Source organism: Ruegeria sp. HKCCD7559 (genome assembly GCF_013110575.1).
In the GTDB taxonomy this organism is placed as follows: domain Bacteria; phylum Pseudomonadota; class Alphaproteobacteria; order Rhodobacterales; family Rhodobacteraceae; genus Ruegeria.
In genome coordinates, this window is the sequence record NZ_WVQU01000001.1 from 874,653 (window position 1) to 900,250 (window position 25,598).

Consider the following 25,598-nt stretch of genomic DNA (forward strand, 5'->3'; position numbering starts at 1 on the left):
ATTAGGACTGCTCTCCCCCACACCAGAGTACGGACAGGGTGCCGCCACGTAAGACATGACAAAATGTCGCAGCGCTGGACCGCGCTTTTTTCAAGGGGATTTGTGCCCGCTGCGAAGTTTCCGCAACGGGCCGACGGGCCTACATTTGGTGTGAGTGGTGGCGGGCCCGGTAGTTCTGTAATCCGCAGCGCCATATTATCCCGGCAGGCAGAGAGGCGGGGTCATCGCCAGCTCGACATTAAGCCTAAATGCCCAATTTATATGCATATTTTCCAGAAAAGTAAAATTGTTTGTGGGTGTTTCTTTCCGGATCGCTTGCATGTGACGATGCTGGACGCTGATTACGATGCTTCCAATGCGGCCAAACGATATCTTGTGTGGGATGGTAATGTGCTGAAATTTGCCGATTGGTGGAAATTTCCCGAGCGCTGTTTTTATGAAATTGCTGGCACTTTAAGCTTCCGTCTTTCGGAAACTTCAGTTGGAAAGACCAGCCGGATTCACATGTACAACGGCTGGTCTTGGGTTTGCGCCTTTTACTGGGCGTCGTACCACCAGACTTCGGGCATGTATTGCGGACCGTCGCCATAGATGGGCAGAGTTTCCGGGTGCTTCAGCTCTTTGACATGCGCGATGCGCCCGATGTCAAAGCTCCAGATCGGGATGACATAGCGGCCTGCGGTCAGTACCCGGTCCAGCGCGCGGGTGGCCGCGGTAAAGTCATCGCGGGTTTTTGAGGCCAGCATGGCATCGATCATGGCATCAACTGCGGGCGAAGATACGCCCATCAGGTTACGAGTGCCGGGGGCATCGGCAGTTTCGCTGCCCCAATAAAGACGCTGCTCATTGCCAGGAGACAGGGAAAGCGCCCGGCGGAACGTCGTGACGTCAAAGTCCAGCTCAGACGTGCGCCCGACATATTGGGCATTGTCGACCTGTTCCGTCGTGACCCCGATGCCGAGACGTTCCAGCGCGCGGGAATAGATCTCGACCACGGTTGCCATCTCGCTGTCACCCTGTTGCAGCAGGAAAGTCATCTGAAAGGCATCACCATTTGCATTGCGCAGCACGCCTTCCTGAACGGTCCAGCCTGCCTCGGCCAATAGTCCCGCGGCCTTGCGGAGGTTTGCCCGGTTCCGGGCCGATCCGTCGCCTTTCGGCAGTTCATACCCTTCCAGCGTGCCGGGCAACAGGATGTCAGCATAAGGAAGCAACAGATCTTTTACCCGCCCCTGGGCCGGGCCAGGCTGCATGGCAAGGTCGGACCCCGAGAAATAAGACGCGATCCTTGGTTGCGCACCACCGGTTACCGTGTCGTTGATGAATTCGAAGTTGAACGCAAGCGTCAGCGCTTCGCGCACGCGCCAGTCGTCGAACGGAGCCTTTCTTGTGTTCATCACGAACCCGGTCATTCCCGAAGGTTTTCCATGCGGAATTTCGGTCTTGATGACATCGCCGCGCTGCACGGCGGGAAAGTTGTATTGCGTGTCCCATTTGTCGGCGTTGAATTCACGCACGGCTGAAAGCTCTCCGGCTTTGAACGCTTCGAACAAGACGCTGCCGTCGCCGTAGAATTCGATCCGCAGCTCATCAAGGTTCATGGTGCCGCGGCGAAACGGGATGTCGTTCCCCCAATAGTCCGGATTGCGTCGCAGATTCACAAAGCGTCCCGCTTCGTAGCTTTCAATCACGTAGGGGCCGGTTCCAATCGGCACATCATGCAGTTGTGCATCCGCGAAATTCTTGCCCTCCCATTGCGCTTTTTTCAGGATCGGGCGCATCCCGGCCAGCAGCGCAAGCTCTCGGTCGGGTTCATTGAACGTGATACGCACCGAACGCGGGCCGGTTTGTTCGATACTGTCGATCTTGCCCCATAGACCGCGATAGCGCAGATGCCCCTGCGTGCCCAACGTTTCGTAAGACCAGATAACATCATCGATCGTGACCGGACTACCGTCGGAAAACCGCGCCTCCTCCCGCAGGGTGAATTCGACCCAGGACCGGGCTGGATCGGTCTCAACTGATTCGGCTAACAGCCCATAAAGTGTGAAAGGTTCGTCCCATGACCGCCCCATCAGGCTTTCATGGGTCCAGAAAGGCAATTGCCAAGGCGAGGTGCCTTTTTGCAAAAACGGGTTCAGGCTGTTAAAGCCGCCAGTGTTTCCGAACACGGCTTTGCCCCCTTTGGGCGCATCCGGGTTGGCGTATGGGAGGGACACAAAATCCGGTGGTAGGGCCGGGTCCCCATACATAGCTATGCCATGAGACGATTCTGCATGGGCGACAGAGATCACGAAAATGGTGGCGATTCCTGCCACAAGTGATCGAAACGGACGGAGAAAATCCGGGCTCATTTTGGAAACAATCCTGCTCTGGCCTTATTTTGTTGGTATTCACCGTAGTGATGATTTTTCTTATTATCAAACTTTTAGCTTGGACCAAGGCGCAGAATTGCTTATAAAGGTTGCACTGCTCGATAGGTTTCTTGCCTGTATGAAACCTGCCTCAATAACTTAACGCCCGCTTCGTGCGGGCGTTTTTTTTGCCTGTGGAAGTTTCAGGCCGGTATTCCAATCCCACATGTTTCCCCGTTTTCTTTGCAGGTGCAGCATGGCATGGTGCGCCTGATCAACGCTTGAGGGAGAATGGACATGAGCCTGTCCGGCAAAACGGCAATCATCACGGGATCAAATTCGGGCATTGGCCTGGGCGTCGCACGCGAGCTGGCCAAGGCCGGTGCCGATGTGGTTCTGAATTCCTTTACCGATCGCGATGAAGATCACGCGCTTGCCGCGCAGATTGCGAAAGAGACCGGAACCAATGCGCGCTACATCAAGGCCGACATGTCCAAGGGCGAGGAATGCCGATCCTTGATCGAACAGGCGGGGTTTTGTGACATTCTGGTGAACAATGCCGGGATTCAGCATGTCTCACCGATTGACAAATTCCCGGTTGATAAATGGGATGCGATTATCGCAATCAACATGAACTCGACCTTTCACACCACGGCGGCCGCGTTGCCGATGATGCGCAAGGCAGGTTGGGGACGTGTGGTGAACATCGCCTCGGCCCACGGTCTGACGGCATCCCCTTTCAAGGCGGCATATGTTGCGGCCAAGCACGGCGTGGTGGGAATGACCAAGACCGTAGCGCTGGAAACTGCGCAGGAACCGATCACCTGCAATGCCATCTGCCCGGGATATGTGCTGACGCCGCTGGTCGAGTCCCAGATTCCCGACACGATGAAAGAATACAACATGAGCCGTGAGGACGTTGTGAAGAACGTCCTTTTAGAACGGCAACCGTCCAAGGAATTCGCCACGGTCGAACAACTGGGTGGAACGACTATCTTCCTGTGTTCTGACGCGGCAGCTCAGATCACCGGAACCACAATTTCCGTCGATGGTGGTTGGACCGCGCTTTGAGGATTTGCGGGGGCGCTGCCCCCACACCCCCAGAGTATTTTGGAAAAGATGAAGGGGTTGCGGCATGAAGCGGATCAATCTGGCTTTGCAGGGGGGGGGGGCGCATGGGGCGTTCACCTGGGGTGTGCTCGACCGGCTGCTGGACGAGGACGACATCGAGGTCGCTGCCATTACCGGAACTTCCGCAGGGGCGCTGAACGGTGCGGCCTACAAATCTGGTATGGTTCATTCCGAGCGCGAAGGCGCGCGGGCGAGCCTGGACGGGTTGTGGAAGCGCATGGGCGCTATTGGCGACATGCGCTTTGCCAACTGGTTTCGCGGCCTTGAACCGGCGGCCATTGCGCAGGCGATGGAATATTCGGTGCCGTTTTCGATTGGGGATGCCTGGTCGCGGATGGTGTCGCCCTATGCGTACGGGCCGTTCTACAGCAACCCTTTGAAGCCGGTGGTGGACAGGTTCAATTTTGACGAGGTGTGCGCAGATGAAGGCCCGCGACTGTTTGTGTGTGCCACCTGCGTACGCAGCGGCAAGATCCGCGTCTTTACCGGCGACGAAATCAGCACCGACGCCATCCTGGCCTCGGCCTGTTTGCCGACCCTGTTCAAGGCGGTTGAGATTTTCGACCCGAAGACAAACCGGACCGAAGCCTATTGGGACGGAGGGTATACCGGCAATCCGGCGCTCTATCCGCTGTTCAACGATGATTTGCCGGATGACGTGGTGATCGTGAACATCAATCCGCTGGAGCGTGACGAAGTTCCGATCACGCCGCAGCAAATCCAGAATCGGATCAACGAGATCAGCTTCAACTCATCCCTGTTTCGCGAGTTGCGGGCGATCAGCTTTGTCCAGCGGTTGTTGAAAGAAGGCAAGCTGACAGCCGGAGAGATGAGCCGCGTTCTGGTTCACATGATTGCAGATAACGACTTGATGAACAGCCTGTCTGTTGCCACCAAAACCGTGCCCAATCCGGTCATTCTGCACAAGCTGAAACAGGCCGGACGGAACGCCGCAGACGGTTTTCTTGCCAACCACAAGAAGGATTTGGGCCAGACCAGCACAATTGATCTGCCTGCGATGTTCAGCTGATCACTCGGGCGGCTGTGTCGGATCTTTTCCATTCGGATAGACAAGCCCCGCCGAAATCACCAGTTTGGCGGCGTCTTCGATGCTCATGTCCAGCAGGATCACGTCTTCTGCGGGGAAGAACAACAGAAACCCCGATGTCGGGTTGGGTGTCGTGGGTACGAATACGCTCAGCAGTTCGCCACCGGTTTCGGCGCGTTGGCTGACCTCCCCCTTGGCGCTGGTCGAGACAAAGCCGATGGCCCAGATCCCGCGACGCGGGTACTGGATCAGGCAGGCTTTTTCGAAAGAACGCTCGGTCTGGGCAAACACCGTTTCCGAAATTTGCTTGATCCCGGAATAGACAGAGCGCACGACGGGCATCCGGTCAACAACGCTTTCGGCGAAGTGGATCAGGGAACGGCCCAAAATGCCCTTGGCGATCCAGCCGACCAGAACGGTGAAGATCAGGAAGATCACCACGCCCACGCCGCGCAGGTTGATGCCCACGTATTGTTCGGGCTGGAACTGTTGGGGCACCAGCGGCAGAACCGCACTATCTATCCAGCCGACCACGGACCAGATCAGCCAGACCGTCAACCAGACAGGCGCAATGACCACGATGCCCGTCAGAAAGGACGCGCGCAGCCGTGAAAGCATGCCCGGGCGGCGGTGAGGCTCTTCGTCGAAGGGTGTATTCATTGCGGTTCCGAATGGTTTCCGGATTTAGGTAGTCAATCCACGGCCTTGGTACAATAGGTTAACGTCGCCTCTGTTTGACCAGCGCTTGCGCGATCTTGGCCGCCAACCGCGCATTGTTTCGAACAAGGGCGATGTTGGCGACCAGGGACCGGCCTTCGGTCTTTTCAAAGATACGTTGCAGCAGATAGGGGGTCACGGCTTTGCCGGTGATGCGATGGGCATCTGCATCTGACTGGGCTTCGGCGATGATGGGGGCCAATTCCTCGGCCGGGATTTGATCGGCGGCCGGAATCGGGTTCGCCACCAACTGCCCGCCGGGCAGACCCAGCGCGCGGCGGGTCGTGTGGGCTTTGGCGATGGCATTGGCACTGTCCATGCGCAGGGGCGCGTTAAAGGGCGACTTTGCCGACCAGAACGCAGGAAACTCGTCCTGGCCATGTGCGATCACAGGCACGCCCAGCGTTTCCAGAACCTCAAGCGTTTTGGCGAGGTCCAGGATGGCTTTCGCCCCGGCTGCGACGACGGTCACGGGCGTATGGCCAAGCTCGTGCAGATCGGCTGAGATGTCGAAGGTGGTCTCGGCCCCCTGATGTACGCCGCCGATACCGCCGGTGGCAAAAACCTCGATCCCGGCATAATGCGCGGCGATCATCGTGGCCGCAACGGTGGTGGCCCCGGTGCCACCGGTCGAGATGCACGCTGCCATGTCCGCGCGCGAGATCTTGGCAACGCCTTGGGCCTGACCCAGCCATTGCAGTTGATCCTGCTCCAGCCCGACATGCAATTTGCCTTCGATCACGGCCATGGTTGCAGGAACCGCACCCGCATCGCGGATGTCCTGTTCGACCTGAGCCGCGACTTCGATGTTCTGCGGATAGGGCATCCCATGGGTGATGATGGTGCTTTCCAGCGCAACTATGGGCAGGCCCGCGTCCTTGGCGGCGCGAACCTCGGCAGAGTATTTGATGTCGATCACAGTGGGGTTTCTCCGGAAACGTAGGTTGCAGCGGCGTGCAGGGCGCGGGTCAGGGCCTCGTCACTGGATGCACCGCCGGATTCTGAGGCGATATGGGCCGCCATGAAAGTATCCCCGGCACCGGTCACGCGGGTGACCAGAACGGCAGGGGGTGTTTGCGTCAGGATTTCTGTCGAGCTGCCGATGGTTGCCGAATTGCCGCCGTCGGTGACCAGCACCCGCAGCGCGCCGCGATCCAGAAGGCCTTTGGCCGCGGATTCGGAATCGGTGAATTCACGCTGGCACAGGATACCGGCCTCTTCGAGGTTTACATAGAGCGTGGCGCGAGCATGTTTCAGGAACGGCAGCAGACGTTCGGCCTTGCCCGGCGATGCCGGGGCCACGCGCAGATCCGCACGCGCAAAAGCAGGGCTTTGGGCAATTTCTTCCAGCAGGTCCAGTGTCAGATTGCCATCCAGTGCGATTGGGCCCTCAAATGGGGCGTTCTCATAACCCAGAGGTCCGTGCATCAAAGGGTGCAGTATCTTTGCGCCCGCGGCCTCCAGCGAATGCGCGTCGGCAATCGCCGCGATCAACCCGTTCGCACCTTCGACGGCCATATAGCGGTCGGTTGGCAAATCCTGCGACCGATAGATGTGATCCGTCACCATGCCGAGGCGCGAACAGGCATGGACAAGCTCGTCGCCTTCCGGATCGCGGCCAATGGCGGTCAGCAGGGTGGGTGTCATGCCGAAACGTACCAGTGTCATGGCAATGTTCATCGCAACGCCACCGGGCAGGCGGGTGATCCGGCCCGGCACGTCCGAGCCCTGTCGCATGGCGCTGGCCGATCGGCCGATCACGTCCCACAGGACCGAGCCGATGCACAGGATATTGGTGTTCTGAGTCATACGGGACGTCATGCCGCAGCGGTGTTGCCCGTGCAAGCCGGAACGTCATCGCAACAAGAGATTCCCGACCGGCCTGGGCCGATATGGCCTTCGGGCTTGCGATCCGTGGCCTTCGCGGGAACAATCAAAAGCAATGATTGGTGATTTGATTTTCCTGTTGGAGCGTTTCGTATGAATGGCCCCGTCTTCCGTGCCATCCTCCGAGCCCTCAATACCTGCGCCCTGAGTTTTTTCGTTCTTCTGACCTTGCATCCGGGATCCGTAACGGCGCAAACGGCCCCGCCGACGGTCATTGATTTCTGGGTCAAGGATGACACTCTGTTTCTCGAGGTGAAACTGAACGCCGAGGCCATGCTGGTCGGTGCCGATCCGACACAACCCGACGCTTATTCCGGCAATTCACAGTACCGATCTCTGCGACGATTGGTGTCGTCGGAACTGGAACCGCAGATCAGAGACTTTGTTCAGGTCTGGAAGCAAAGCCTTGTGGTCGAAGCGCCTGATCGCCTGGACCTGTCTTATGAAGGTGTGCGTATACCGGTGGTGGGCGACACGGAAAAAGTGCGTGTTTCCAAGTTGTTGTTGACTGCACGTTTGCCGGATCACGCATCGAATCTGCGCCTGACCTGGCCGCAGTACAGCGGGTCAGTCGTTCTTCGTCAGCAAAACGTGATGGCCCCGTATACAGGGTTTCTGACTGCCGGAGAAATCAGCCCACTGATCCCGTTGCAGGGCGGGGCATCGCTAACAACAGAGCAGACACTGCAGACGTATTTCGCAAAGGGGATCAGCCGATTTGTTCAAAGCCTCCTCAAGCCATCCATCCTTGTTCTGACACTCGTGATGCTGACGCTGAGCCTGCGGCCTGTGATGTCTCAGGTGGCGTTTTTGGCAGCAGGGGTTTTTGTCGGGCTCGGGTTGGGCATGTACGGCGTGCTGGACGTACCAGAAAACATGCAGGATCAGGCCTTGGTGGCTGCGATCATCATTCTGGCGCTATGGAACCTGGTGGCCCGGCACTTGCAGGTCTGGCGCCTGTTGGCCGTGCTTGCCGCAGGCTGTGTTTACGGATTGGCACTGGCTTCGGATTTGACAAAGATCGGGGTGCCGCCCGATCATCTGGCTCCGGCTGTTTTGGGGTTTGGTGTCGGGAATCTAGTACCTGTCGTCTTTGTGGCTGTTCTGGCCTTTGCCTGCGCGCTTTTGCTTGCAGGCGGGTCACACAGAAAACGAGGCCGGATTTCGGTTCTGACCTCGATGCTGATCGCCGGGATCGGCGTGTATTGGATGGCTGAACCCTGGTTGCTGGCTTAAGATATTGCCGCCAGCAGCTTGTTCAGCGCACCCAGCGGGTCGTCATCGCCCCAGATCTCGTCCCCGATGCCGAAGAAATCGGTGCAGGGGGCCAGATCGCCGATCAATTCGGGCGTCAGGCCGCCTTCGGCCACGACCGGGACTTCGATCATCTCGGACCACCATTGGAACAGATCTTTTTCGGCGCGGGTTCCGTCGCCCAACGTGGCGGTGCCAACGGGGCCGAAGGCCACATAATCTGCGCCGTGTTCGCCTGCCGTCATGCCGTCATGGCTGGACGCGCCGCAGAAGCTTCCGACGATCGCATCCGGACCCAGCTCCTTGCGCGCGGCACGGACCGAACGTGCGCCGTCATCCATGTGCACCCCGTCCAGCCCCAGACGTTGCGCCAGCAGCACGTGGTTTGAAATTACGATGGCCACGTCGCGGGCGTGGGCCACTTCGCGGCAGGCATCAGCGGCACGGGCGATGGTGTCTTCGTCGTTGCCAGCCAGCGCCAGGCGGATGCAGGCGATCTCGGCCCCGTCCAGAACCGATGCCAGTTTGGCCGGAAACGTGCTCAGCTCGATGGTCGGAGGCGTTATCAGGTAAATCTGCGGCTGCTCGGGGGTGTCCATGGGCGCGTCCTTCGGCTTTTGGTCTTTGGCGCGGTTTAGCGGATTGCGGCGGGGAAGCAAACTTTTATGGCCGAGACCAAGCAAATTCCAGCCCCAGCGCCTTGCCCTGCAAGAGCCTGCCGATTACAGCAGGCCAAGTTTTTACAAGGTGAACCATGCCCAGCGACAAATCCCAGCCTTCCTTCGTGCTTGTTCGCCCGCAGATGGGTGAGAATATCGGTGCCGCCGCCCGGGCGATGTGGAACTTTGGACTGGACCGGATGCGCATCGTGGCGCCCCGCGACGGCTGGCCAAACCCCAAGGCGGTGGCCATGTCCAGCGGTGCCGGCCGGTTGCTGGACGAAGCGCAGCTGTTTGACGATCTGGCCGGATCGCTGGCCGACAGCACTTTTGTCTTCGCCACCACTGCACGGCAACGCGGCCTGACGAAACCCGTCTACAGCCCCGAGCGCGCCATGCAGATCGCCGCCGAAAAGGCCGCAGCGGGCGAAAAGGTTGCGGTTCTGTTCGGCCCCGAACGCGCGGGGTTGGAGAACGAAGACATCGCCAAGGCAAATGCAATCATCTCGGTGCCCGTGAACCCGGAATACGCGTCGCTGAACCTGGGCCAATGCGTCTTGCTGACCGCTTATGAGTGGATGCGCCAGACCGGCGACGTGGTGCATGAATCCACCGATTTGGGCAAGGGGGACTGGGCCACGGGGATTGAAGTTGAGAAACTGGTGGAACACTACGAGGACCGGCTGGAAGAGGCCGGGTTCTTCTATCCCCCTGAAAAGGCCGAGGGCATGAAAACCAACCTGCGCAACCTGTGGTCGCGGATGCGGATGACGCGGGCCGACGTGCAGATGCTGCATGGGATCATGCGGCAGATGGTCCGCTGGAAAGACAAAGGCTGAGGCTGGACCTATCTTCCATCAAGCCCTAGCTTGCGACGAAATCAGGACATGAGGACAGCATGAGCGGTAAGCGCAGCATCTTCGAAGAGGTCTCGGACACCGAAAAACAACAGGCCGTTCAACCCGGTATGATCGACCGGGGGCGTGGCGGTGCGCGTAAGGCAATCCGTGCCTGGCTGATGATCCTGTTCGCTTTGGTCGTGGTGATGATCGCTGTCGGCGGTCTGACGCGGCTGACTGACAGCGGGCTGTCGATCACTGAATGGCGTCCGATTACAGGGGCGATCCCGCCGATGTCCGAGGCCGACTGGCAGGCCGAGTTCAACAAGTACAAGCAGATTGACCAGTGGCGCATTCAGAACCAGTGGATGCAGTTGAGCGACTTCAAAACCATCTATTGGTGGGAATGGGGGCATCGCCAACTGGGCCGCGTGATCGGGCTGGTCTGGGCCACCGGTTTCCTGGGCTTCCTCGTGACCCGCAAGATACCCACGGGTTGGACCGGCAAGCTGCTGATCCCCGGCCTTCTGGGCGGTGTGCAGGGGGCTGTCGGCTGGTGGATGGTCGCCTCGGGTGTGACGCAGGGCGAGGGGATGACCGCCGTCGCCAGCTATCGCCTGGCCACCCATCTGGGACTGGCATTCGTCATTCTCGGGTTCCTCGCCTGGTATATATTCGAGCTTGGCAGGGAAGAACGTGACCTGATGCAGGCGCGTCGCATGAAGGAAGCGAAACTGTTCTCGTTGTCCACCGGCCTGATGCATTTCGCCTTTTTGCAAATACTTATTGGCGCGCTTGTCGCCGGGATCGACGCTGGTCGGTCTTATACCGACTGGCCGCTGATCGGCGGGCAGCTGCTGCCGCCAGATGCCAACGCGTTGGAGCCGATGTGGCGCAATTTCTTCGAAAGCCCGGGGCTTGTGCAGTTCATCCACCGCTGCGCAGGCTACCTGTTGTTCATCTTTGCTATTGTCGTCTGGCGCCGCGGCGGTGCCAGCGCGCATCCTCAGACGCGCTTCGCCTTCAACGCGGCTTTCGCGGCCCTGTCGGTGCAAGTTGTCGTCGGTATCGTGACCGTCGTCTACGGAGCGCCGTGGCAGATCGCCATCTTTCACCAGTTCATGGCCGTTGTCGTCTGGACCCTGATCCTGCGCGCGCGGTTCCTGACTGCATATCCAATCGCAACATCTGTGCGCGGAGTAAATTGACATGACGGCTTTCGACGAACTGATGGCTTTTCAGCGTGAAACCTCGGCATTGGGCCAGATTGCCGGACGATTGGGGTGGGATCAGGAAACCGTCATGCCGCGCGGGGCCGCGCCTCAACGCGCCGAGGAAATGGCGGCGATCGAGGCCGTCCTGCACGCGCGCCGATCGGATCCGCGCGTGGCAGAGTGGCTGGATCAGGCCGCGCCACAGGATGAAGTCGGAAAGGCGCAGCTTCGGGAAATCCGGCGCGCCTATGATCGGGCGGTCAAGGTGCCCGCTGATCTGGCCACGGCGATTGCCCGGACCACGTCCGCCGCACAGGGAACATGGGCACAGGCGCGCGCGGACGAAGATGTCTCGACCTTCCTTCCTGTGCTGGAAGAGGTCGTATCGCTGAAGCGCCAGGAAGGCGAGGCGCTGGCACAGGGCGGAGACGTCTATGATGCCATGGTCGAGGATTATGAACCCTATACGACCGGCGCTCAGATCGCGGCCATTTTTGATGAAATGCGCCCACGTCTTGTGGCCTTGCGTGCGGCCGTTCTGGAACGCCCGGAACCTGCTGCGCTGACCGGAAGCTTTGACGAGCTGACCCAAATGCGGCTTACGCAAAAACTGGCGGTCGCCTTCGGCTATGACCTCAACAACGGCCGTGTCGACAAGGCGGTTCACCCGTTCAGCTCGGGTTCGGGCCTGGATGTGCGCATCACCACGCGAACCAGCGAAACGGACCCGTTCAACTGCTTTTATTCCACCATTCACGAGGTCGGCCACGCGGCTTACGAACAGGGGATCGACCGCGACTACCTGCTGACGCCGCTGGGGCGCGGCGTGTCCATGGGTGTGCATGAAAGCCAAAGCCGGATCTATGAAAACCAGCTTGGCCGTTCGCGTGCGTTTACGGGATGGTTGTTCGATCAGATGAAAGACGCATTCGGCGATTTCGGAATTGCCGATGCAGATGCTTTCTACGCTACCGTCAACCGGGTTCATAACGGTTATATCCGGACCGAAGCCGATGAAGTGCAATACAATCTGCACATCATGCTTCGCTTCGATCTTGAGCGCGCTCTGATGGCCGGGGACTTGCAGGTCAGCGAGCTGGAAGCGGCGTGGAATGACCGGTTCAAGGCCGACTTCGGTTATGCGGTCGACAAACCGTCGAACGGCTGTTTGCAGGATGTGCATTGGTCGGTTGGACTGTTCGGTTATTTCCCGACCTATTCGCTGGGCAATGTCTATGCAGGATGTCTGTATCAGGCACTGCGCGGCGCAGTTCCTGAACTGGATGCGCAACTTGCAGAAGGTGACACATCAGGCGCAACCGCTTGGCTGCGTGGACACGTCCAGCAGCACGGCGGGCTTTATGCCCCGCGCGAGATTATCCGACGGGCGAGTGGAGTAGAGCCGGGGCCCGAACCTTTGCTGGACTATCTGGAACAGAAGTTCAGCGGATTGTACAAGCTGTGACAGCATGAATCGTTAGCCGATTGGTAAGGTTTCTCGCCATTTGCGTTGCAACATTGGCTTTGGCTTGACCATTTCGGTGATCGGTTATGAGGCCGGGCATGGCGTTCCAAGTGGCTGGAGCGATCTGATGCTTGACTGGTTTGAGACGGTGAATGCCTTGGTATAGGGGCTTCCAACACAAAACTGGACTGGTGAAGACGGAGAGATGGTCGCGGGACATGCCGCGCAATTTGTCTTCGGCTTCACGCGGAACCCTTTATTGGGCGACGCCAACTCTCGTTTTGCGCAAACTTTTTCCCTGACAAACACGAACAGGTTATCCTAAACGACCTGAACCAGTTCGATTCGGGCCGCGACGGCTGCAAAGAACAAAACGCTGCCGACCAACACAAATACGTGCCAGATCGTATTGTGGAACGGCAGCCAGTCCAGCAGGTAGAAGGCGACCCCGGCCGTGTACACGAGCCCTCCGGCAATCATCAGCGTGACGATTGTGGGGGACAGGTCTGCCAACATGGATTGCCCGGCCCAGACCACCGCCCAACCCATCAATAGGTATAACGCAAGCCCGAACCAGCGGAACCGGTTTGGGTCTAACATCTTGAGAACTGACCCAAGCGTTGCCGAGGACCACAACCCGAGCAACAGCCCGGGGGACTGAGCACCGGACAACAGTAAAAACGGCGTATAGGTCCCTGCGATCTTGACGTAGATGCCGGAATGATCGAGCCGTTGCAGAAACCCGCGCCATTCCTTGCTTTCGATCATGTTGTACAACGCAGAAAACGTCAGCATGAGTATCAACGTCACCCCGTAAATCGAGGCACCCAGTACCGCAGATTGATCATACCGGTAATTGATGGTCATCGTGATCAGCAGGGGAACCGCAATCAACGCACTCGAGACACCGAGCACATGGACCACCCCGTCGCTGATACGTTCTGTGCGGCTGTAAGCTGGTCGGATATGTGCAAATGACCACATATATAAAAGCTAGGCGTCAGAATGGCTTCGGGCAAGCGGATCATCCCGAGAGCTATCGATATCGTGATCCAGAATGACAAAACGCCCGCAGAGCGAGCGTTTTGTTTCATATCCGTAATTAAGCGTGAGGATTATTCTTCGGTTTCCTCATCACCCTGATCGGCGATCCGGGCGACGCTGACGACCTCTTCGCCCTTGCCGGTGTTGAACACTTTGACCCCGCCGGCGCTGCGCGAGCGGAAAGAGATGCCGTCGACCGGAACCCGGATCGACTGTCCCTTGGAGGTGGCCAGCATGATCTGATCGTCGATTTCGACCGGGAACGAGGCCACCAGCGGGCCGCCCCGCATCGCCTTGTCCATCGCCATCACGCCCATGCCACCACGGCCGCGCACCGGATAGTCATGCGACGAGCTGAGCTTGCCGGACCCCTTGGCCGTGATGGTCAGGATCAGGTTCTCGGCCGCCGACATCTCGGCATAGCGTTCCTGCGGCAGGATGCTGTCGGCATTGCCGCCATCCTCGTCGGCGTCGGTGTCGTCGGTCACGCCGGCCATCAGGCGGCGCATTTTCAGATAGGCGGCGCGCTCGTCGGGGGTGGCCTCGAAATGACGGATCACCGACATCGAGACCACGCGGTCGCCCGCGTTCAGTCGGATGCCCCGCACGCCGGTCGATTTGCGCCCCTTGAACACCCGCACGTCTGTTGTGGAGAAACGGATCGCCCGGCCGGAGTTGGTGACCAGCATCACATCGTCATCGTCCGAGCAGATGCGCGCGTTGACCAGTTCCACGCCCTCGGGCAGGTCCATCGCGATCTTGCCGTTGCGCTTGACGTTAGTGAAGTCGCTCAGAGCGTTGCGACGCACGTCTCCGGCGCTGGTGGCGAAGACGATCTGAAGGTTTTCCCATTCTTCATCCGGCACATCGACCGGCATGATCGCCGCAATGGAAACGCCGGTGGGAATCGGCAGGATGTTGACGATTGCCTTACCCTTGCCGGTGCGCCCCGACTGGGGCAGGCGCCAGGTCTTGAGCTTGTAGACCATCCCGTCGGTGGTGAAGAACAGAAGCTGGGTGTGCGTATTGGCCACGAAGAGGGTGGTGACCACGTCCTCTTCCTTGGTCTGCATGCCCGACAGCCCCTTGCCACCCCGCTTTTGCGCGCGGAAATCGGCAAGCGGCGTGCGCTTGATATAGCCGCCCGAAGTCACGGTCACGACCATGTCTTCGCGCTCGATCAGGTCCTCGTCTTCCATGTCGCCCGACCAGTCGACGATCTCGGTGCGGCGCGGTACCGCGAATTGTTCGCGGACGCTGCGCAGTTCATCAGCGATGATGCCCATTATGCGTTCGCGCGAGGACAGGATATCCAGGTATTCCTTGATCTTTGCGGCCAGGTCTTCCAGCTCGTCCGTGACCTCTTTGACGCCCAGTTGCGTCAGGCGTTGCAGGCGCAGGTCAAGGATGGCGCGGGCCTGAACCTCGGTCAGGTTATAGGTCCCGTCGTCGTTCATCTTGGACAGCGGATCGTCGATCAGGCGCAGATAGTCCGCGATGTCGGCGGCCGGCCAGCGCCGGGTCATCAGCTTTTCGCGTGCCTCGGCCGCGTCGGCCGAAGACCGGATCGTGGCCACGACCTCGTCAACGTTCGATACCGCCACGGCCAGACCGCACAGGATATGGCTGCGTTCCCGCGCCTTGCGCAGGTCAAAGGCGGTGCGGCGGGCAACGACATCTTCGCGGAAATCGATGAAGCTGGTCAGGAAACGGCGCAGGGTCAGCTGCTCGGGGCGGCCGCCGTTCAGCGCCAGCATGTTGCAGCCGAACGAGGTTTGCATAGGCGTGAACCGGTACAGCTGGTTCAGCACCACCTCGGGCGTTGCGTCGCGTTTCAGCTCGACCACCACCCGTACGCCGTTGCGGTCGGATTCGTCCTGAACATGGCTGACGCCTTCGATGCGCTTTTCGCGCACGGCTTCGGCGATCTTCTCGATCATCGAAGCCTTGTTCACCTGATAGGGGATTTCATCCACGATGATGGCATAGCGATCCTTGCGCAGCTCTTCAACGCGGGTCTTGGCGCGGATGATTACGCTGCCGCGGCCTTCCAGATAGGCCTTGCGCGCGCCGGATCGGCCCAGCATCACGCCGCCGGTCGGGAAATCGGGGCCGGGAACGTATTCGATCAGTTGCTCGGACGTCAGGTCCGGGTCGTCGATCAGGGCCAGCGTCGCGTTAACCACTTCGCCCAGGTTGTGCGGCGGGATGTTGGTGGCCATGCCCACGGCGATACCGCCGGCGCCGTTGACCAGCATGTTGGGGAAACGGGCGGGAAGGACAGTCGGTTCCTTGTCCTTGCCGTCGTAGTTGTCCTGGAAATCGACCGTCTCTTTCTCGATATCCGCCAGCAGGGCTGCGGCGGGTTTGTCCATCCGCACTTCGGTGTAACGCATGGCCGCCGGATTGTCGCCGTCCATCGAGCCGAAGTTGCCTTGACCATCCAGCAGCGGCAGCGACATCGAGAAATCCTGCGCCATCCGCACCAGCGCATCATAGATCGCGCTGTCGCCGTGGGGGTGATACTTACCCATCACGTCACCCACCGGACGGGCCGATTTGCGATAGGCCTTGTCATGGGTATTTCCGGTCTCGTGCATCGCATAGAGGATGCGCCGATGCACCGGTTTCAAACCGTCGCGCAGATCGGGGATCGCGCGGCTGACGATGACCGACATCGCATAGTCCAGATAGGACGTGCGCATCTCGGATTCGATCGAGACCGTCGGGCCGTCATAGACAGGGCGCTCGGGCGGGGTTTCATCCATGTTTTCGGGGATTTCTGGCGTATCGCTCACGTAAACTGCCCGTATTTTGTGCTGGGTCTATATCTTGTGGATGCACCTTATCAGACCCGGCACATAAGGTGCAAGCAAGCAGCGCTCCCCAAGGTTCGAATCCTCGGTAACACCCAAGTAACATATTGTTATCTAAGTATTAGGGGGTTTTCGTGCTAGCCTGAGAATACCGTGCAACAAACCGGAGGTCTGCATGAAGACAAGTGAAACCGAATTGATGCTCAAGGGCTATGGCCTGACAACGGCCGAATTTTTCTATCACATGCCCGATTACGTCCACGTCCTGAATACCTTCATCTGGCAGGAATATGACCTTGCGCCGGATCATCCGAAACTCTTTGAATTCATCGAGTTTTGGCAACGAGAAATAGAAGGGCCGCTGCATTCCGTGAAATTCACGCACCGCAAGATGATCGCACCGGGCGAGTGGCGCAACATGGTTGGTGAGTTTCGCGTGAACTGAGTGATCGGCCAGGTCCGCGTGTGCGTCGGAATTCCTGTTCTCATTTGAGGCAAGTCGCGTATGGTCGCTGCCAATCTAATGGCGTCACAGGAAAAAACAATGATCAGAGCCGTTCTCTTTGTTGCAGCGCTTTGCATGAGCAGCCCCGTTTTTGCCGAGGGTGTTCTGGACAAGATCAAGAAAGGTGCCGAGAGCGTCGGGAAGACGATCGACAAAGGTGCCGAAGCGGTTGACGATACGATCACGTCCACTTCGGAGCTGCTGTCCAACGAGGCAACACCTGAAGAAACGCGCGCAAAGCTTGACGCGATGGCAGGCGAGATTTTGGATCAGCTTCTGGCGGAAAACCCCGATGCGCGGCCACTTTATGACGTCAGTGCCGGGTATGCGGTGTTCGACTCCCGTAAGGTTACGGTATTCCCCGTGTCGGCGGGCTATGGCCGGGGCGTGGCGGTGTCGAAAGACACCGGGCAACACACATATATGAACATGGGAACGGGCGGCGTTGGCGGCGCCATCGGCATCGGTGGTTTCGAGACCAAATTCGTAATCCTGTTCGAAACCCCCGCTGATCTGGATAAGTTTATAAACCAGGGCTATGACGCGACCGCAGAAACGGGGGCCATGTATGGCGAGGATAAAACGGGCGAAACCCTGCGTTTCACTGATGGACGCTCGTTCTTTGTTCTCAACAAAAAGGGCTGGCGCGTATCGGCCGGCGCGTCCGGCACCAAGTTCTGGAAATCGCCCGAGCTGAACTGATCAGCCAGAACAGCTGGCCCCGCCCAAAACGCAGAATTTGGCGCAATGAGGGTGGTTCAGATGCACGTCCGCCTCGGCCTCAGCCAGGGTATGGCCCATCTCGAACTCGGGCTCATAGGGCAGCAGGGTGCAGGCCAGGACAGCAGGTTTTTCGGCCCCTTTGCGCTTGACCACCATGCGGGCGCTGGCGCACATGACGTCGTTGGGGGATTTGTCAAGAATTCCCCAGCATGCGGTGGTGATTTCTGGAACCTCGACAGTTTCGTCCATTTCGGGAAACAGAACGGTCTGAGCCGGGTTCTGCGGGTCAATGTCAAATCTGTGCCTGGCAAAGAACCTGGCATAGCCCGCACGGCTTTCCGCGTCTGACTCCCCCCAGACCGTACGCCCGGCGATGGCCATGTTGAAACCGTGGTCGCGCAACCATTCCATACCGGCCAGGGTTTTGTCGAAACTGCCGTCACCGCGTTCTTCGTCATGCAGGGCCGGGCGGAAGTGATCGACCGAAACGCGCAGAGTCAACATGTGGTTGAATTCCTTTTGCAATCCCAGCAACCCGTCGCGCATTTTGCGGCGCATCATCGGCGCCATTGCGTTGGTCAGAATCAGAACCTTGTACCCTCGTTCCAGCGCGGCGCGTGTCATGTCGATCATGTCCGGGTTCATGAACGGCTCACCGCCCGTGAACCCGATCTCGTGCACGGGCCAGTTGCGAGCTTCGATCTGATCAAGGTAGTTCCGGACCTCGTCAGCGGTGACGTAAACCAAAGCGTCATTGGTCGGGCTGCTGGCGATATAGCAGTTCACGCATTCGATATTGCACAAAGTGCCCGTATTGAACCAAAGGGTCTCGGGCCGTGTCAGGGAAACCTTTGCGCGGGTCTGGCCGTCAGCTGTCACCGATTTGTTTTGAAACTTGCCGATATTGGCGAGCTGTGGGGCGTTGTCTTTCATTCCCGCATCCGGTTCTTAAAGGTCATCAATCCGATCTAGCCCTTTGTCGCGGATTTGGTAAGGGTGACGCAGCGGTTCTGACAGAGTTTTGAACAGAGTGATTTATTGCCGTATGGTTGCGCTAACATTGGACATGCCGGAAGGGGCGGGGTAAGGACAATTCATGGTTTCACGCGTCATACCTGTTGATCCCTTTGATCTGATCATTTTCGGCGGCACCGGCGATCTGGCACAGCGCAAGATTCTGCCCGCGCTTTACCGTCGGTTTTGCGCCGGGCAATGGCATGAGGATGCCAGGATTATCGCAGCAGCGCGTGCGGGCCATTCCGCAGAAGATTTCCGGCAGATGGTCGCAGAATCGCTGCACCGGCATGCTGCGGTCCGCGCTTCGGAGTCCCAGAGAGTGTCCCGTTTTCTACAGCGGGTCGATTATGTCCCGTTGGATGCAGTATCAGCCGAAGGATGGGACCTGCTGGGTGAAAAACTGTCGCCTAACCGCGTGCGTGCGTTCTATTTCTCGGTCGGCCCCAGCCTGTTCGGCCCTTTGGCCGAGCGGGTCCGGGCCTATGATCTGGCGACCGAAGATACGCGCATCGTGGTGGAAAAACCGTTCGGGCATGATCTGGGCAGCGCGCGAGAGCTGAATGCCACACTGGCTGCGCATTTTGATGAAAGCCAGATCTACCGAATCGATCATTACCTGGGCAAGGAAACCGTCCAGAACCTGATGGCCGTACGGTTTGGCAATATGCTGTTCGAACCGCTGTGGAACAGCCAGTATGTCGACCATATCCAGATCACCGTTGCCGAAACCGTCGGTATCGATGGGCGCGAAGAATACTATGAACGCGCCGGCGCGATGCGGGACATGGTGCAAAATCACCTGATGCAGCTGCTGTGCCTGATTGCGATGGAACCCCCGGCAAAGTTCGATCCGGACGCGGTGCGAGATGAAAAGCTCAAGGTGATCCGGGCGCTTGATCCGGTGGAGCCGCATCACATCGTGCGCGGCCAGTTTTCGGCAGGGCCGGACGGGGCGGGATACCGCGAATGTGTCGGCAACCCACGCTCGACCACTGAAAGCTATGTGGCGCTGAAGGCGCATGTCAGCAATTGGCGATGGGCAGGCACGCCGTTTTATCTGCGTACGGGCAAACGGCTGGTGGCGCGTTCGTCGATTATCAATGTGATGTTCAAGGACGCGCCGCATTCGATTTTCGGGGAAGAGGCCGGGCGTCACGCCAATGCGCTATCGATCCGGTTGCAACCTAACGAGGGGATCACGCTGAAAGTGACGATCAAGGAGCCGGGGCCAGGCGGAATGCGGTTGATCGACGTGCCACTGGACATGAGTTTCGCCGAAGCGCTGGGGCCCGAGAATCAAGACCCGCCAGATGCTTACGAGCGCCTCGTCATGGACGTGATACGGGGCAACCAAACGCTGTTCATGCGTGGGGACGAGGTCGAGGCCGCATGGGCCTGGACCGATCCGATCATCGCCGGATGGCTGGCGCGCGGGGACGTGCCCAAACCTTATGACAGTGGCAGCACAGGACCGGGCGACGCCGAGCTGCTGATGAAACGGGATGGTCGCCGCTGGCAGGGAATAAAGCCATGAACATTCAAGAATATGCCGACCGAGAAATGCTGGCCATCGATGTGGCAAACGCGTTGGCGGGTGAGCTTGAGACCGCTTTGTTGCACAATGACACGGTTGCATTGGCCGTCCCCGGCGGGACGACACCGGGGCCGGTTTTTGACAGCCTGTGTGCTGCCGATCTCGAGTGGGACCGTGTGCGGGTTCTGCCTACGGACGAACGCTGCGTGCCGGCTGATCACGAACGTTCGAACGAACGCCTGATCCGGGAAAGACTGCTGACCAACCGGGCATCCGTGGCACAGTATATCCCACTTTATGTTCCGGGCGCAGAGCCTGAATCGGCTTTGCCGGAAGTTGAATCGCTGATCGCGCCGGTGCTGCCTTTGTCGGTTCTTGTCCTCGGGATGGGGGAAGACATGCACACGGCCTCGTTGTTCCCCGGAATGGACGGGCTGGACAAGGCCCTCGACAGCCAGGCGCCGACCTTGATCGTCGCCCGGACCGATGTGCAGCCAGAGGCCCGGATTTCTTTGACGGCCCCTGTTCTGGACGGGGCCTTGTCGAAACATCTGATCATCTACGGGCAGGCAAAACGAGACGTTTTGGACAAAGCCATGTCGATGCCACCGGAAGAGGCACCGATCGCCGCTGTCCTCAGCGGCATGACGGTTCATTGGGCGGAGTGAGGCAATGCAGTTGGATGCTTTGAAGGCGCTTGCAGCGGCTGACCGCCGTATCGTCGACCTGTTTGCAAAGGATGCAACCCGGGCCGCGGCGTTTTCAGCCTCGACCGGGGATTTGCTGTTCGATTATTCAAAAACGCAGATCGATGAAGACGTGCGCGCTGCGCTGCTGCAATTGTGTGAAGATGCCGGGCTTGCGACGCGGCGCGACGCCATGTTTACCGGGAAGAAGATCAACGAAACCGAAGGGCGCGCGGTGCTGCACACGGCGTTGCGCAATCTGGACGGTGGCCCGGTCGAAGTGGATGGTCAGGACGTCATGCCCGGGGTTCTGGACACGCTGCAACGAATGCGGGTCTTTGCCGAAGAAGTCCGCGGTGGTGCGATTGCCGGGGCAGGGGGCAGCTTTACCGATGTGGTCAATATCGGCATCGGTGGGTCGGATCTTGGCCCGGTCATGGCCACTCATGCGCTGGCTCCGTATCATGACGGGCCGCGCCTGCATTATGTCTCGAACGTGGATGGGGCCCACATCGCGGATACGTTGCGCCCATTGGATCCTGCACGGACGCTTGTGATTGTCGCGTCCAAGACATTCACCACGATCGAAACGATGACCAATGCGCGCACGGCCCGCGCCTGGATGTCCGAGGGCGGAGGTGATCCGTCCCGCCAGTTCGCCGCCGTATCCAGCGCGCTGGACAAGACGCAGGCTTTCGGCATCCCCGAGGCGCATGTATTTGGTTTCGCTGATTGGGTGGGTGGGCGTTATTCGGTCTGGGGGCCGGTCGGATTGCCGGTCATGATTGCCGTCGGTTCAAATGCATTTGATGCGTTTCTGCGAGGCGGGCAGGCGATGGATCTGCATTTCCGCTCGGCGGATTGGGTGGAAAACATGCCTGTGATGCTGGCGCTGGTCGGCATCTGGCACCGTCAGGTTCTGGGTTGCACCAGCCGCGCTGTGCTGCCCTATGATCAGCGGCTGCTGCGCCTGCCGGCCTATCTCCAGCAGTTGGAAATGGAATCGAATGGCAAATCTGTCGCGATGGACGGATCTGCGCTGGCTGCCCCTTCCGGGCCGGTGGTCTGGGGTGAGCCGGGCACCAACGGCCAGCATGCGTTCTATCAGCTGATCCATCAGGGGACGGATGTCATTCCCTGCGAATTCATGGTCGCCGCCGAAGGGCACGAACCCGAGTTGACCCACCATCACCGCCTGCTTTTGGCCAACTGTCTGGCCCAGTCAGAGGCTTTGATGCGTGGCCGGTCTTTGGATGAAGCCCGTGAACGCATGGCGGAAAAAGGCCTTGATGGCGACGAACTTGACCGGCAGGCGCGACACCGCGTGTTCCCGGGCAACCGCCCTTCCACGACGCTGATCTATCCGAAGCTTACACCGTTCGTTCTGGGGCAGATTATCGCGCTGTACGAGCATCGTGTGTTCGTTGAAGGTGTTCTGCTGGGCATCAATTCCTTTGATCAGTGGGGTGTGGAATTGGGCAAAGAACTTGCCAACTCGCTCGGACCTGTCGTGGATGGTGTTGCCAGTGCTGACGGTAAAGACGGATCAACCGCCGCATTGGTCGCCTACGCGCTGAAACACCGAAACCAGGAGTGAAAAAATGCCGCCCACGACCGTGTTGGGCTGCATTCTTTTATTGTCAGACAATTAAATGATTGGCAGGGTTCCTCCGTAGGAAACGACTGTATTGACGCATCGGGTCACGCCCCAAGCCGTCAATGCCAGATGGACAAGGCAGAGGCCATCCAAGGTCTCGCCAAGGACGGGAGGATGTCCATGCTAGGACAGATGATGACGCAGCCCTTGCTGGTTTCGTCGCTGATCGATCACGCAGACCGCTATCACGGCCAGACCGAGATTGTTTCGGTTGAAACGGATGGAACGGTCACTGAAACCAACTGGTCCGAGATTGCGGTGAATGCCCGACGGATGGCGTCGGCCTTGACGAATCTGGGGCTGGAACCGCAGGACAGGATCGGGACACTGGCCTGGAACAATCGGCGGCATCTTGAGATCTATTTTGCCACGTCGGGCGCGGGCTATGTCTGTCACACGGTCAATCCCCGCCTGTTCCCCGAGCAGCTGACCTTTATCATCAACCATGCTCAGGACAGGGTTCTGTTCTTTGATGCGACGTTCATTCCGCTGGTCGCCGCGCTGCATGACGCTTTGTCCGAGGTTCAGCATTTTGTTCTGATGGGGCCTCGCAATGAAGAGGCTGCGGCTCAGGTTCCTGATCTGAAGTTCTATGACGAGTTGCTGGAGACCGGGGATGCAGGTTTCCAATGGCCCGACCTGGATGAAAAGACCGCCTGCGGTCTGTGCTATACGTCGGGAACCACGGGCAATCCAAAGGGCGTGTTGTATTCTCATCGGTCAACACTGCTGCACAGCTTTGCATCGAACACACGGGATGTGATCGGGTATTCAGCGATGGATGTTGTCATGCCGGTTGTGCCGATGTTCCACGTCAACGCCTGGGGATCGCCCTACGCCTGCGCCATGTCGGGATCGCGGCTTGTGTTGCCCGGGCCGGATTTGCACGGCGAGGCACTGGTCAATCTAATCGACACCTATGGCGTGACTTTGGCCATGGGTGTGCCGACCATCTGGCAGGGCTTGCTGGCCCATGCCGCAGCATGCGGAACCGAACTCAAAAGCCTTGAACGTACGGTTATCGGCGGCGCCGCGTGCCCTCCGTCGATGATCGAAACCTTCCGCGAAACCTATGGCGTTGACACGGTCCACGCCTGGGGCATGAGCGAGATGAGCCCGCTGGGCACGACGAATTATCCATTGGCCAAACACCTGAAGCTGCCGCCGGAAGACCAGCACAAGATCCGCCTGAGCCAGGGAAGGCCACCCTTTGGGGTTGAGTTGAAAATCGTGGACGAAGATGGGAATGATCTGCCGCATGACGGCGAAACCCAGGGCGATTTGATGGTGCGGGGTCACTGGGTTCTGGACAGCTACTTCCAGTTGCAGGATCAGGATCTGTTGCAGGATGGCTGGTTCGCCACCGGAGATGTGGCCACTTTGGACCCGGATGGCTACATGACCATTCGCGACAGATCCAAGGACATCATCAAATCCGGCGGGGAATGGATCAGTTCGGTCGAGCTTGAGAACATCGCCGTGGCCCACCCCCAGCTTGCGACGGCCGCCGTGGTCGGTGTTCCGCATCCGAAATGGGATGAACGCCCCTTGCTGGTTGCTGTCAAAGCCGATGGTGAAAATCCCGGCGAAGAGGATTTGCTTGCCTTTTTCGAAGGCAAAATCGCCAAGTGGCAGATCCCGGACAAGGTTGTCTTTGTCGACGCATTGCCGCTGAGCGCGACCGGAAAGGTATTGAAACGCAAGCTTCGGGCCGAGTTCGGCGACGCCCTGACAGGGTAGGTCTGCTTCGTTGTGGGGAATTGGCTCCGGCGGTAGGGATCGAACCTACGACCAATTGATTAACAGTCAACTGCTCTACCGCTGAGCTACGCCGGAACGGTTCGCGCCGTATAGCAATCCGGTTTCCAGACGTCCAGAGGGTGCGTGTGTTTTTCGACGAAAAAAACCGGCATAAATCGATGTGTTTTCTGACGCCAATGCAGGTCTGAACGAAGGGGTATTTTGGCTCCGGCGGTAGGGATCGAACCTACGACCAATTGATTAACAGTCAACTGCTCTACCGCTGAGCTACGCCGGAACTGAGGCGCATATAGCAACCCCGATTCCGGACGTCCAGTGGTTAAGTACGAGAACCATCAAAAAATTTTACTGTTTTAGCGAAGCCGCCGAAAAACAGATGAAACTGACAGTGGGCCAATGGGCGTCACTCTGTTTTTTCCAGTCAGATCAACGAGATGAGCGAAAACGTTGCGCTCGGCTGCGGGCAGCAATGCCGCTGGCGTATCCGTATAGATGCGCCCAGCCAGATGCCGCGCTGTCCCGTCTTCTTCTTCCAATGCGCTCAGAATCTGCGCCTCGCGGGTCTGGCGATGTGCAATCAGCCAGTCCAAACGTTGGGCAGGGCTGGTGATCGGTGCGCCATGGCCGGCATGGAAAACCGACCAGTCGCGCGCGCGCAGCCGATGGCAGGCAGTCATGAAGTCGGTCAGATCACCATCCGGAGGGGACACCAACGAGCTGGCCCACCCCATGACATGATCCGCCGTGAAACAGATGTTCTGCCAGGCCAGAGCAATGTGATTGCCCAGATGGCCCGGTGTGTGAATGACCTCAAGCTGCCACCCGTCGCCATTGATGGTCTCACTATCCGCCACTTCGACATCAGGGCGAAACGTGGTGTCGATGCCTTCGCCGCCGCCGGTCAGCCCCTGCGCGGCAAGATCGGTCATGACGGCGCTGCGCCCCGCCTCGGGCCCGCCATAAGCATAAATCGTCGCCCCTGTGCGCGCCGCCAGCGGAGCCGCCAGGGGTGAATGGTCCACATGCGTATGTGTGACAATGATATGGCTGATCCTTTGACCCGGCGCCAAGGAATCCAGAATTGCGCCCAGATGTGCCTCGCTTGCGGGGCCTGGATCGATGACGGCAATGTCGCGTTCACCCAGCAGATACGTGTTGGTGCCACGATAGGTCATCGGAGAGGGATTCGGGGCCAGAATACGCCGCAAACCCGGATGCAGTTCCTCTGGCTGGCCGACGGGCGGATCGAAATCATCTGGTGCCTGCATTCTGTGCTCTTTCTCTTGT

Annotated in this window: 22 protein-coding genes and 2 tRNA genes; 13 read left to right on the forward strand and 11 right to left on the reverse strand. The window is 58.9% G+C overall.

All coding sequences use genetic code 11. The features are described 5' to 3' along the window. Window positions 1-63: 63 nt before the first annotated feature. Window positions 64-591: a hypothetical protein gene (locus GS605_RS04405; RefSeq protein ID WP_171723178.1), complete on the forward strand. Its 528-nt coding sequence runs from the start codon at window positions 64-66 to the stop codon at window positions 589-591. Here GS605_RS04405 and GS605_RS04410 read toward each other — a convergent pair. Then, window positions 537-2,354, reverse strand: a complete 1,818-nt coding sequence (locus tag GS605_RS04410) for an extracellular solute-binding protein (protein ID WP_171723179.1) — start codon at window positions 2,352-2,354, stop codon at window positions 537-539. The genes GS605_RS04405 and GS605_RS04410 overlap by 55 nt on opposite strands. 297 nt (window positions 2,355-2,651) lie before the next feature. Between GS605_RS04410 and GS605_RS04415 the strand changes: the two genes are divergently transcribed. Both GS605_RS04415 and GS605_RS04420 read left to right on the forward strand, forming a co-directional pair. Then, window positions 2,652-3,425, forward strand: a complete 774-nt coding sequence (locus GS605_RS04415) for a 3-hydroxybutyrate dehydrogenase (RefSeq protein WP_171723180.1) — start codon at window positions 2,652-2,654, stop codon at window positions 3,423-3,425. Window positions 3,426-3,489: 64 nt separating this feature from the next. Next, entirely contained in the window at window positions 3,490-4,515 is a 1,026-nt protein-coding gene (locus GS605_RS04420) for a patatin-like phospholipase family protein (protein WP_171723181.1), read from the forward strand. Here GS605_RS04420 and GS605_RS04425 read toward each other — a convergent pair whose 3' ends face one another. The 3 genes from GS605_RS04425 to GS605_RS04435 are packed head-to-tail and all read right to left on the reverse strand — an operon-like array spanning window position 4,516 to window position 7,059. Further along, on the reverse strand, window positions 4,516-5,193 hold the full coding sequence (locus GS605_RS04425; RefSeq protein ID WP_152458130.1) for a DUF502 domain-containing protein: 678 nt from the start codon (window positions 5,191-5,193) through the stop codon (window positions 4,516-4,518). It abuts the gene before it with no gap. A gap of 58 nt (window positions 5,194-5,251) precedes the next feature. Continuing rightward, window positions 5,252-6,169 (reverse strand): pseudouridine-5'-phosphate glycosidase, encoded by a 918-nt coding sequence (locus GS605_RS04430; protein WP_171723182.1) that lies wholly within the window; start codon window positions 6,167-6,169, stop codon window positions 5,252-5,254. Further along, a complete protein-coding gene (locus tag GS605_RS04435; RefSeq protein WP_152458128.1) occupies window positions 6,166-7,059 on the reverse strand; it encodes a PfkB family carbohydrate kinase in 894 nt (297 codons plus the stop codon). The genes GS605_RS04430 and GS605_RS04435 overlap by 4 nt, the downstream gene beginning before the upstream one ends. 171 nt (window positions 7,060-7,230) lie before the next feature. Here GS605_RS04435 and GS605_RS04440 point away from each other — a divergent pair, with 171 nt between their 5' ends. Continuing rightward, entirely contained in the window at window positions 7,231-8,373 is a 1,143-nt protein-coding gene (locus tag GS605_RS04440) for a HupE/UreJ family protein (protein ID WP_171723183.1), read from the forward strand. On the opposite strand, the gene GS605_RS04445 is transcribed toward GS605_RS04440, so the two are convergent. Beyond that, window positions 8,370-8,990: a thiamine phosphate synthase gene (locus GS605_RS04445; RefSeq protein ID WP_171632147.1), complete on the reverse strand. Its 621-nt coding sequence runs from the start codon at window positions 8,988-8,990 to the stop codon at window positions 8,370-8,372. The genes GS605_RS04440 and GS605_RS04445 overlap by 4 nt on opposite strands. A 155-nt stretch (window positions 8,991-9,145) precedes the next feature. Here GS605_RS04445 and GS605_RS04450 point away from each other — a divergent pair, with 155 nt between their 5' ends. Genes GS605_RS04450 through GS605_RS04460 form a run of 3 tightly spaced genes read left to right on the forward strand, consistent with a single transcriptional unit; the run spans window position 9,146 to window position 12,568 of the window. Further along, the gene (locus tag GS605_RS04450; protein ID WP_171723184.1) at window positions 9,146-9,889 is read left to right on the forward strand and encodes an RNA methyltransferase; all 744 of its coding nucleotides are present in this window, start codon (window positions 9,146-9,148) and stop codon (window positions 9,887-9,889) included. 59 nt (window positions 9,890-9,948) lie between these two features. Continuing rightward, window positions 9,949-11,097, forward strand: coding sequence for a heme A synthase (gene ctaA, locus GS605_RS04455; protein WP_171723185.1), 1,149 nt, complete (start codon window positions 9,949-9,951; stop codon window positions 11,095-11,097). A gap of 1 nt (window position 11,098) precedes the next feature. Further along, window positions 11,099-12,568, forward strand: coding sequence for a carboxypeptidase M32 (locus GS605_RS04460; RefSeq protein ID WP_171723186.1), 1,470 nt, complete (start codon window positions 11,099-11,101; stop codon window positions 12,566-12,568). A gap of 321 nt (window positions 12,569-12,889) precedes the next feature. Here the strand turns inward: GS605_RS04460 and GS605_RS04465 are convergent, their stop codons facing one another. Together GS605_RS04465 and gyrA are read right to left on the reverse strand one after the other, a co-directional pair. After that, complete coding sequence (locus GS605_RS04465; RefSeq protein ID WP_171632157.1) at window positions 12,890-13,552, reverse strand: hemolysin III family protein; 663 nt, start codon at window positions 13,550-13,552, stop codon at window positions 12,890-12,892. Between the two features lie 131 nt (window positions 13,553-13,683). Continuing rightward, window positions 13,684-16,410: a DNA gyrase subunit A gene (gyrA, locus tag GS605_RS04470; protein ID WP_171632161.1), complete on the reverse strand. Its 2,727-nt coding sequence runs from the start codon at window positions 16,408-16,410 to the stop codon at window positions 13,684-13,686. 193 nt (window positions 16,411-16,603) lie between these two features. Here gyrA and GS605_RS04475 point away from each other — a divergent pair, with 193 nt between their 5' ends. Both GS605_RS04475 and GS605_RS04480 read left to right on the forward strand, forming a co-directional pair. Next, a complete protein-coding gene (locus GS605_RS04475; RefSeq protein WP_152458119.1) occupies window positions 16,604-16,873 on the forward strand; it encodes an usg protein in 270 nt (89 codons plus the stop codon). 99 nt (window positions 16,874-16,972) lie between these two features. After that, window positions 16,973-17,635, forward strand: a complete 663-nt coding sequence (locus GS605_RS04480; protein WP_171723187.1) for a hypothetical protein — start codon at window positions 16,973-16,975, stop codon at window positions 17,633-17,635. Here GS605_RS04480 and GS605_RS04485 read toward each other — a convergent pair whose 3' ends face one another. Beyond that, entirely contained in the window at window positions 17,636-18,589 is a 954-nt protein-coding gene (locus GS605_RS04485) for a radical SAM protein (RefSeq protein WP_171723188.1), read from the reverse strand. It abuts the gene before it with no gap. Between the two features lie 163 nt (window positions 18,590-18,752). Here GS605_RS04485 and zwf point away from each other — a divergent pair, with 163 nt between their 5' ends. The 4 genes from zwf (at window position 18,753) to GS605_RS04505 (ending at window position 24,290) form a co-directional block, all read left to right on the forward strand. Next, the gene (gene zwf / locus GS605_RS04490) at window positions 18,753-20,207 is read left to right on the forward strand and encodes a glucose-6-phosphate dehydrogenase (RefSeq protein ID WP_171632169.1); all 1,455 of its coding nucleotides are present in this window, start codon (window positions 18,753-18,755) and stop codon (window positions 20,205-20,207) included. Beyond that, on the forward strand, window positions 20,204-20,875 hold the full coding sequence (gene pgl / locus GS605_RS04495) for a 6-phosphogluconolactonase (protein WP_171723189.1): 672 nt from the start codon (window positions 20,204-20,206) through the stop codon (window positions 20,873-20,875). The genes zwf and pgl overlap by 4 nt, the downstream gene beginning before the upstream one ends. Before the next feature lie 4 nt (window positions 20,876-20,879). Beyond that, window positions 20,880-22,490: a glucose-6-phosphate isomerase gene (gene pgi, locus GS605_RS04500; RefSeq protein WP_171723190.1), complete on the forward strand. Its 1,611-nt coding sequence runs from the start codon at window positions 20,880-20,882 to the stop codon at window positions 22,488-22,490. A gap of 180 nt (window positions 22,491-22,670) precedes the next feature. Next, window positions 22,671-24,290 (forward strand): long-chain-fatty-acid--CoA ligase, encoded by a 1,620-nt coding sequence (locus tag GS605_RS04505; RefSeq protein WP_171723641.1) that lies wholly within the window; start codon window positions 22,671-22,673, stop codon window positions 24,288-24,290. 21 nt (window positions 24,291-24,311) lie between these two features. Here the strand turns inward: GS605_RS04505 and GS605_RS04510 are convergent. From GS605_RS04510 to GS605_RS04520, 3 genes are all read right to left on the reverse strand, one after another. After that, window positions 24,312-24,386 (reverse strand) — tRNA-Asn (locus GS605_RS04510). A 127-nt stretch (window positions 24,387-24,513) separates the two neighbouring features. Next, a tRNA-Asn gene (locus GS605_RS04515) sits at window positions 24,514-24,588 on the reverse strand. A gap of 76 nt (window positions 24,589-24,664) precedes the next feature. Beyond that, on the reverse strand, window positions 24,665-25,579 hold the full coding sequence (locus GS605_RS04520) for an MBL fold metallo-hydrolase (protein WP_171723191.1): 915 nt from the start codon (window positions 25,577-25,579) through the stop codon (window positions 24,665-24,667). Between the last annotated feature and the right edge of the window lie 19 nt (window positions 25,580-25,598).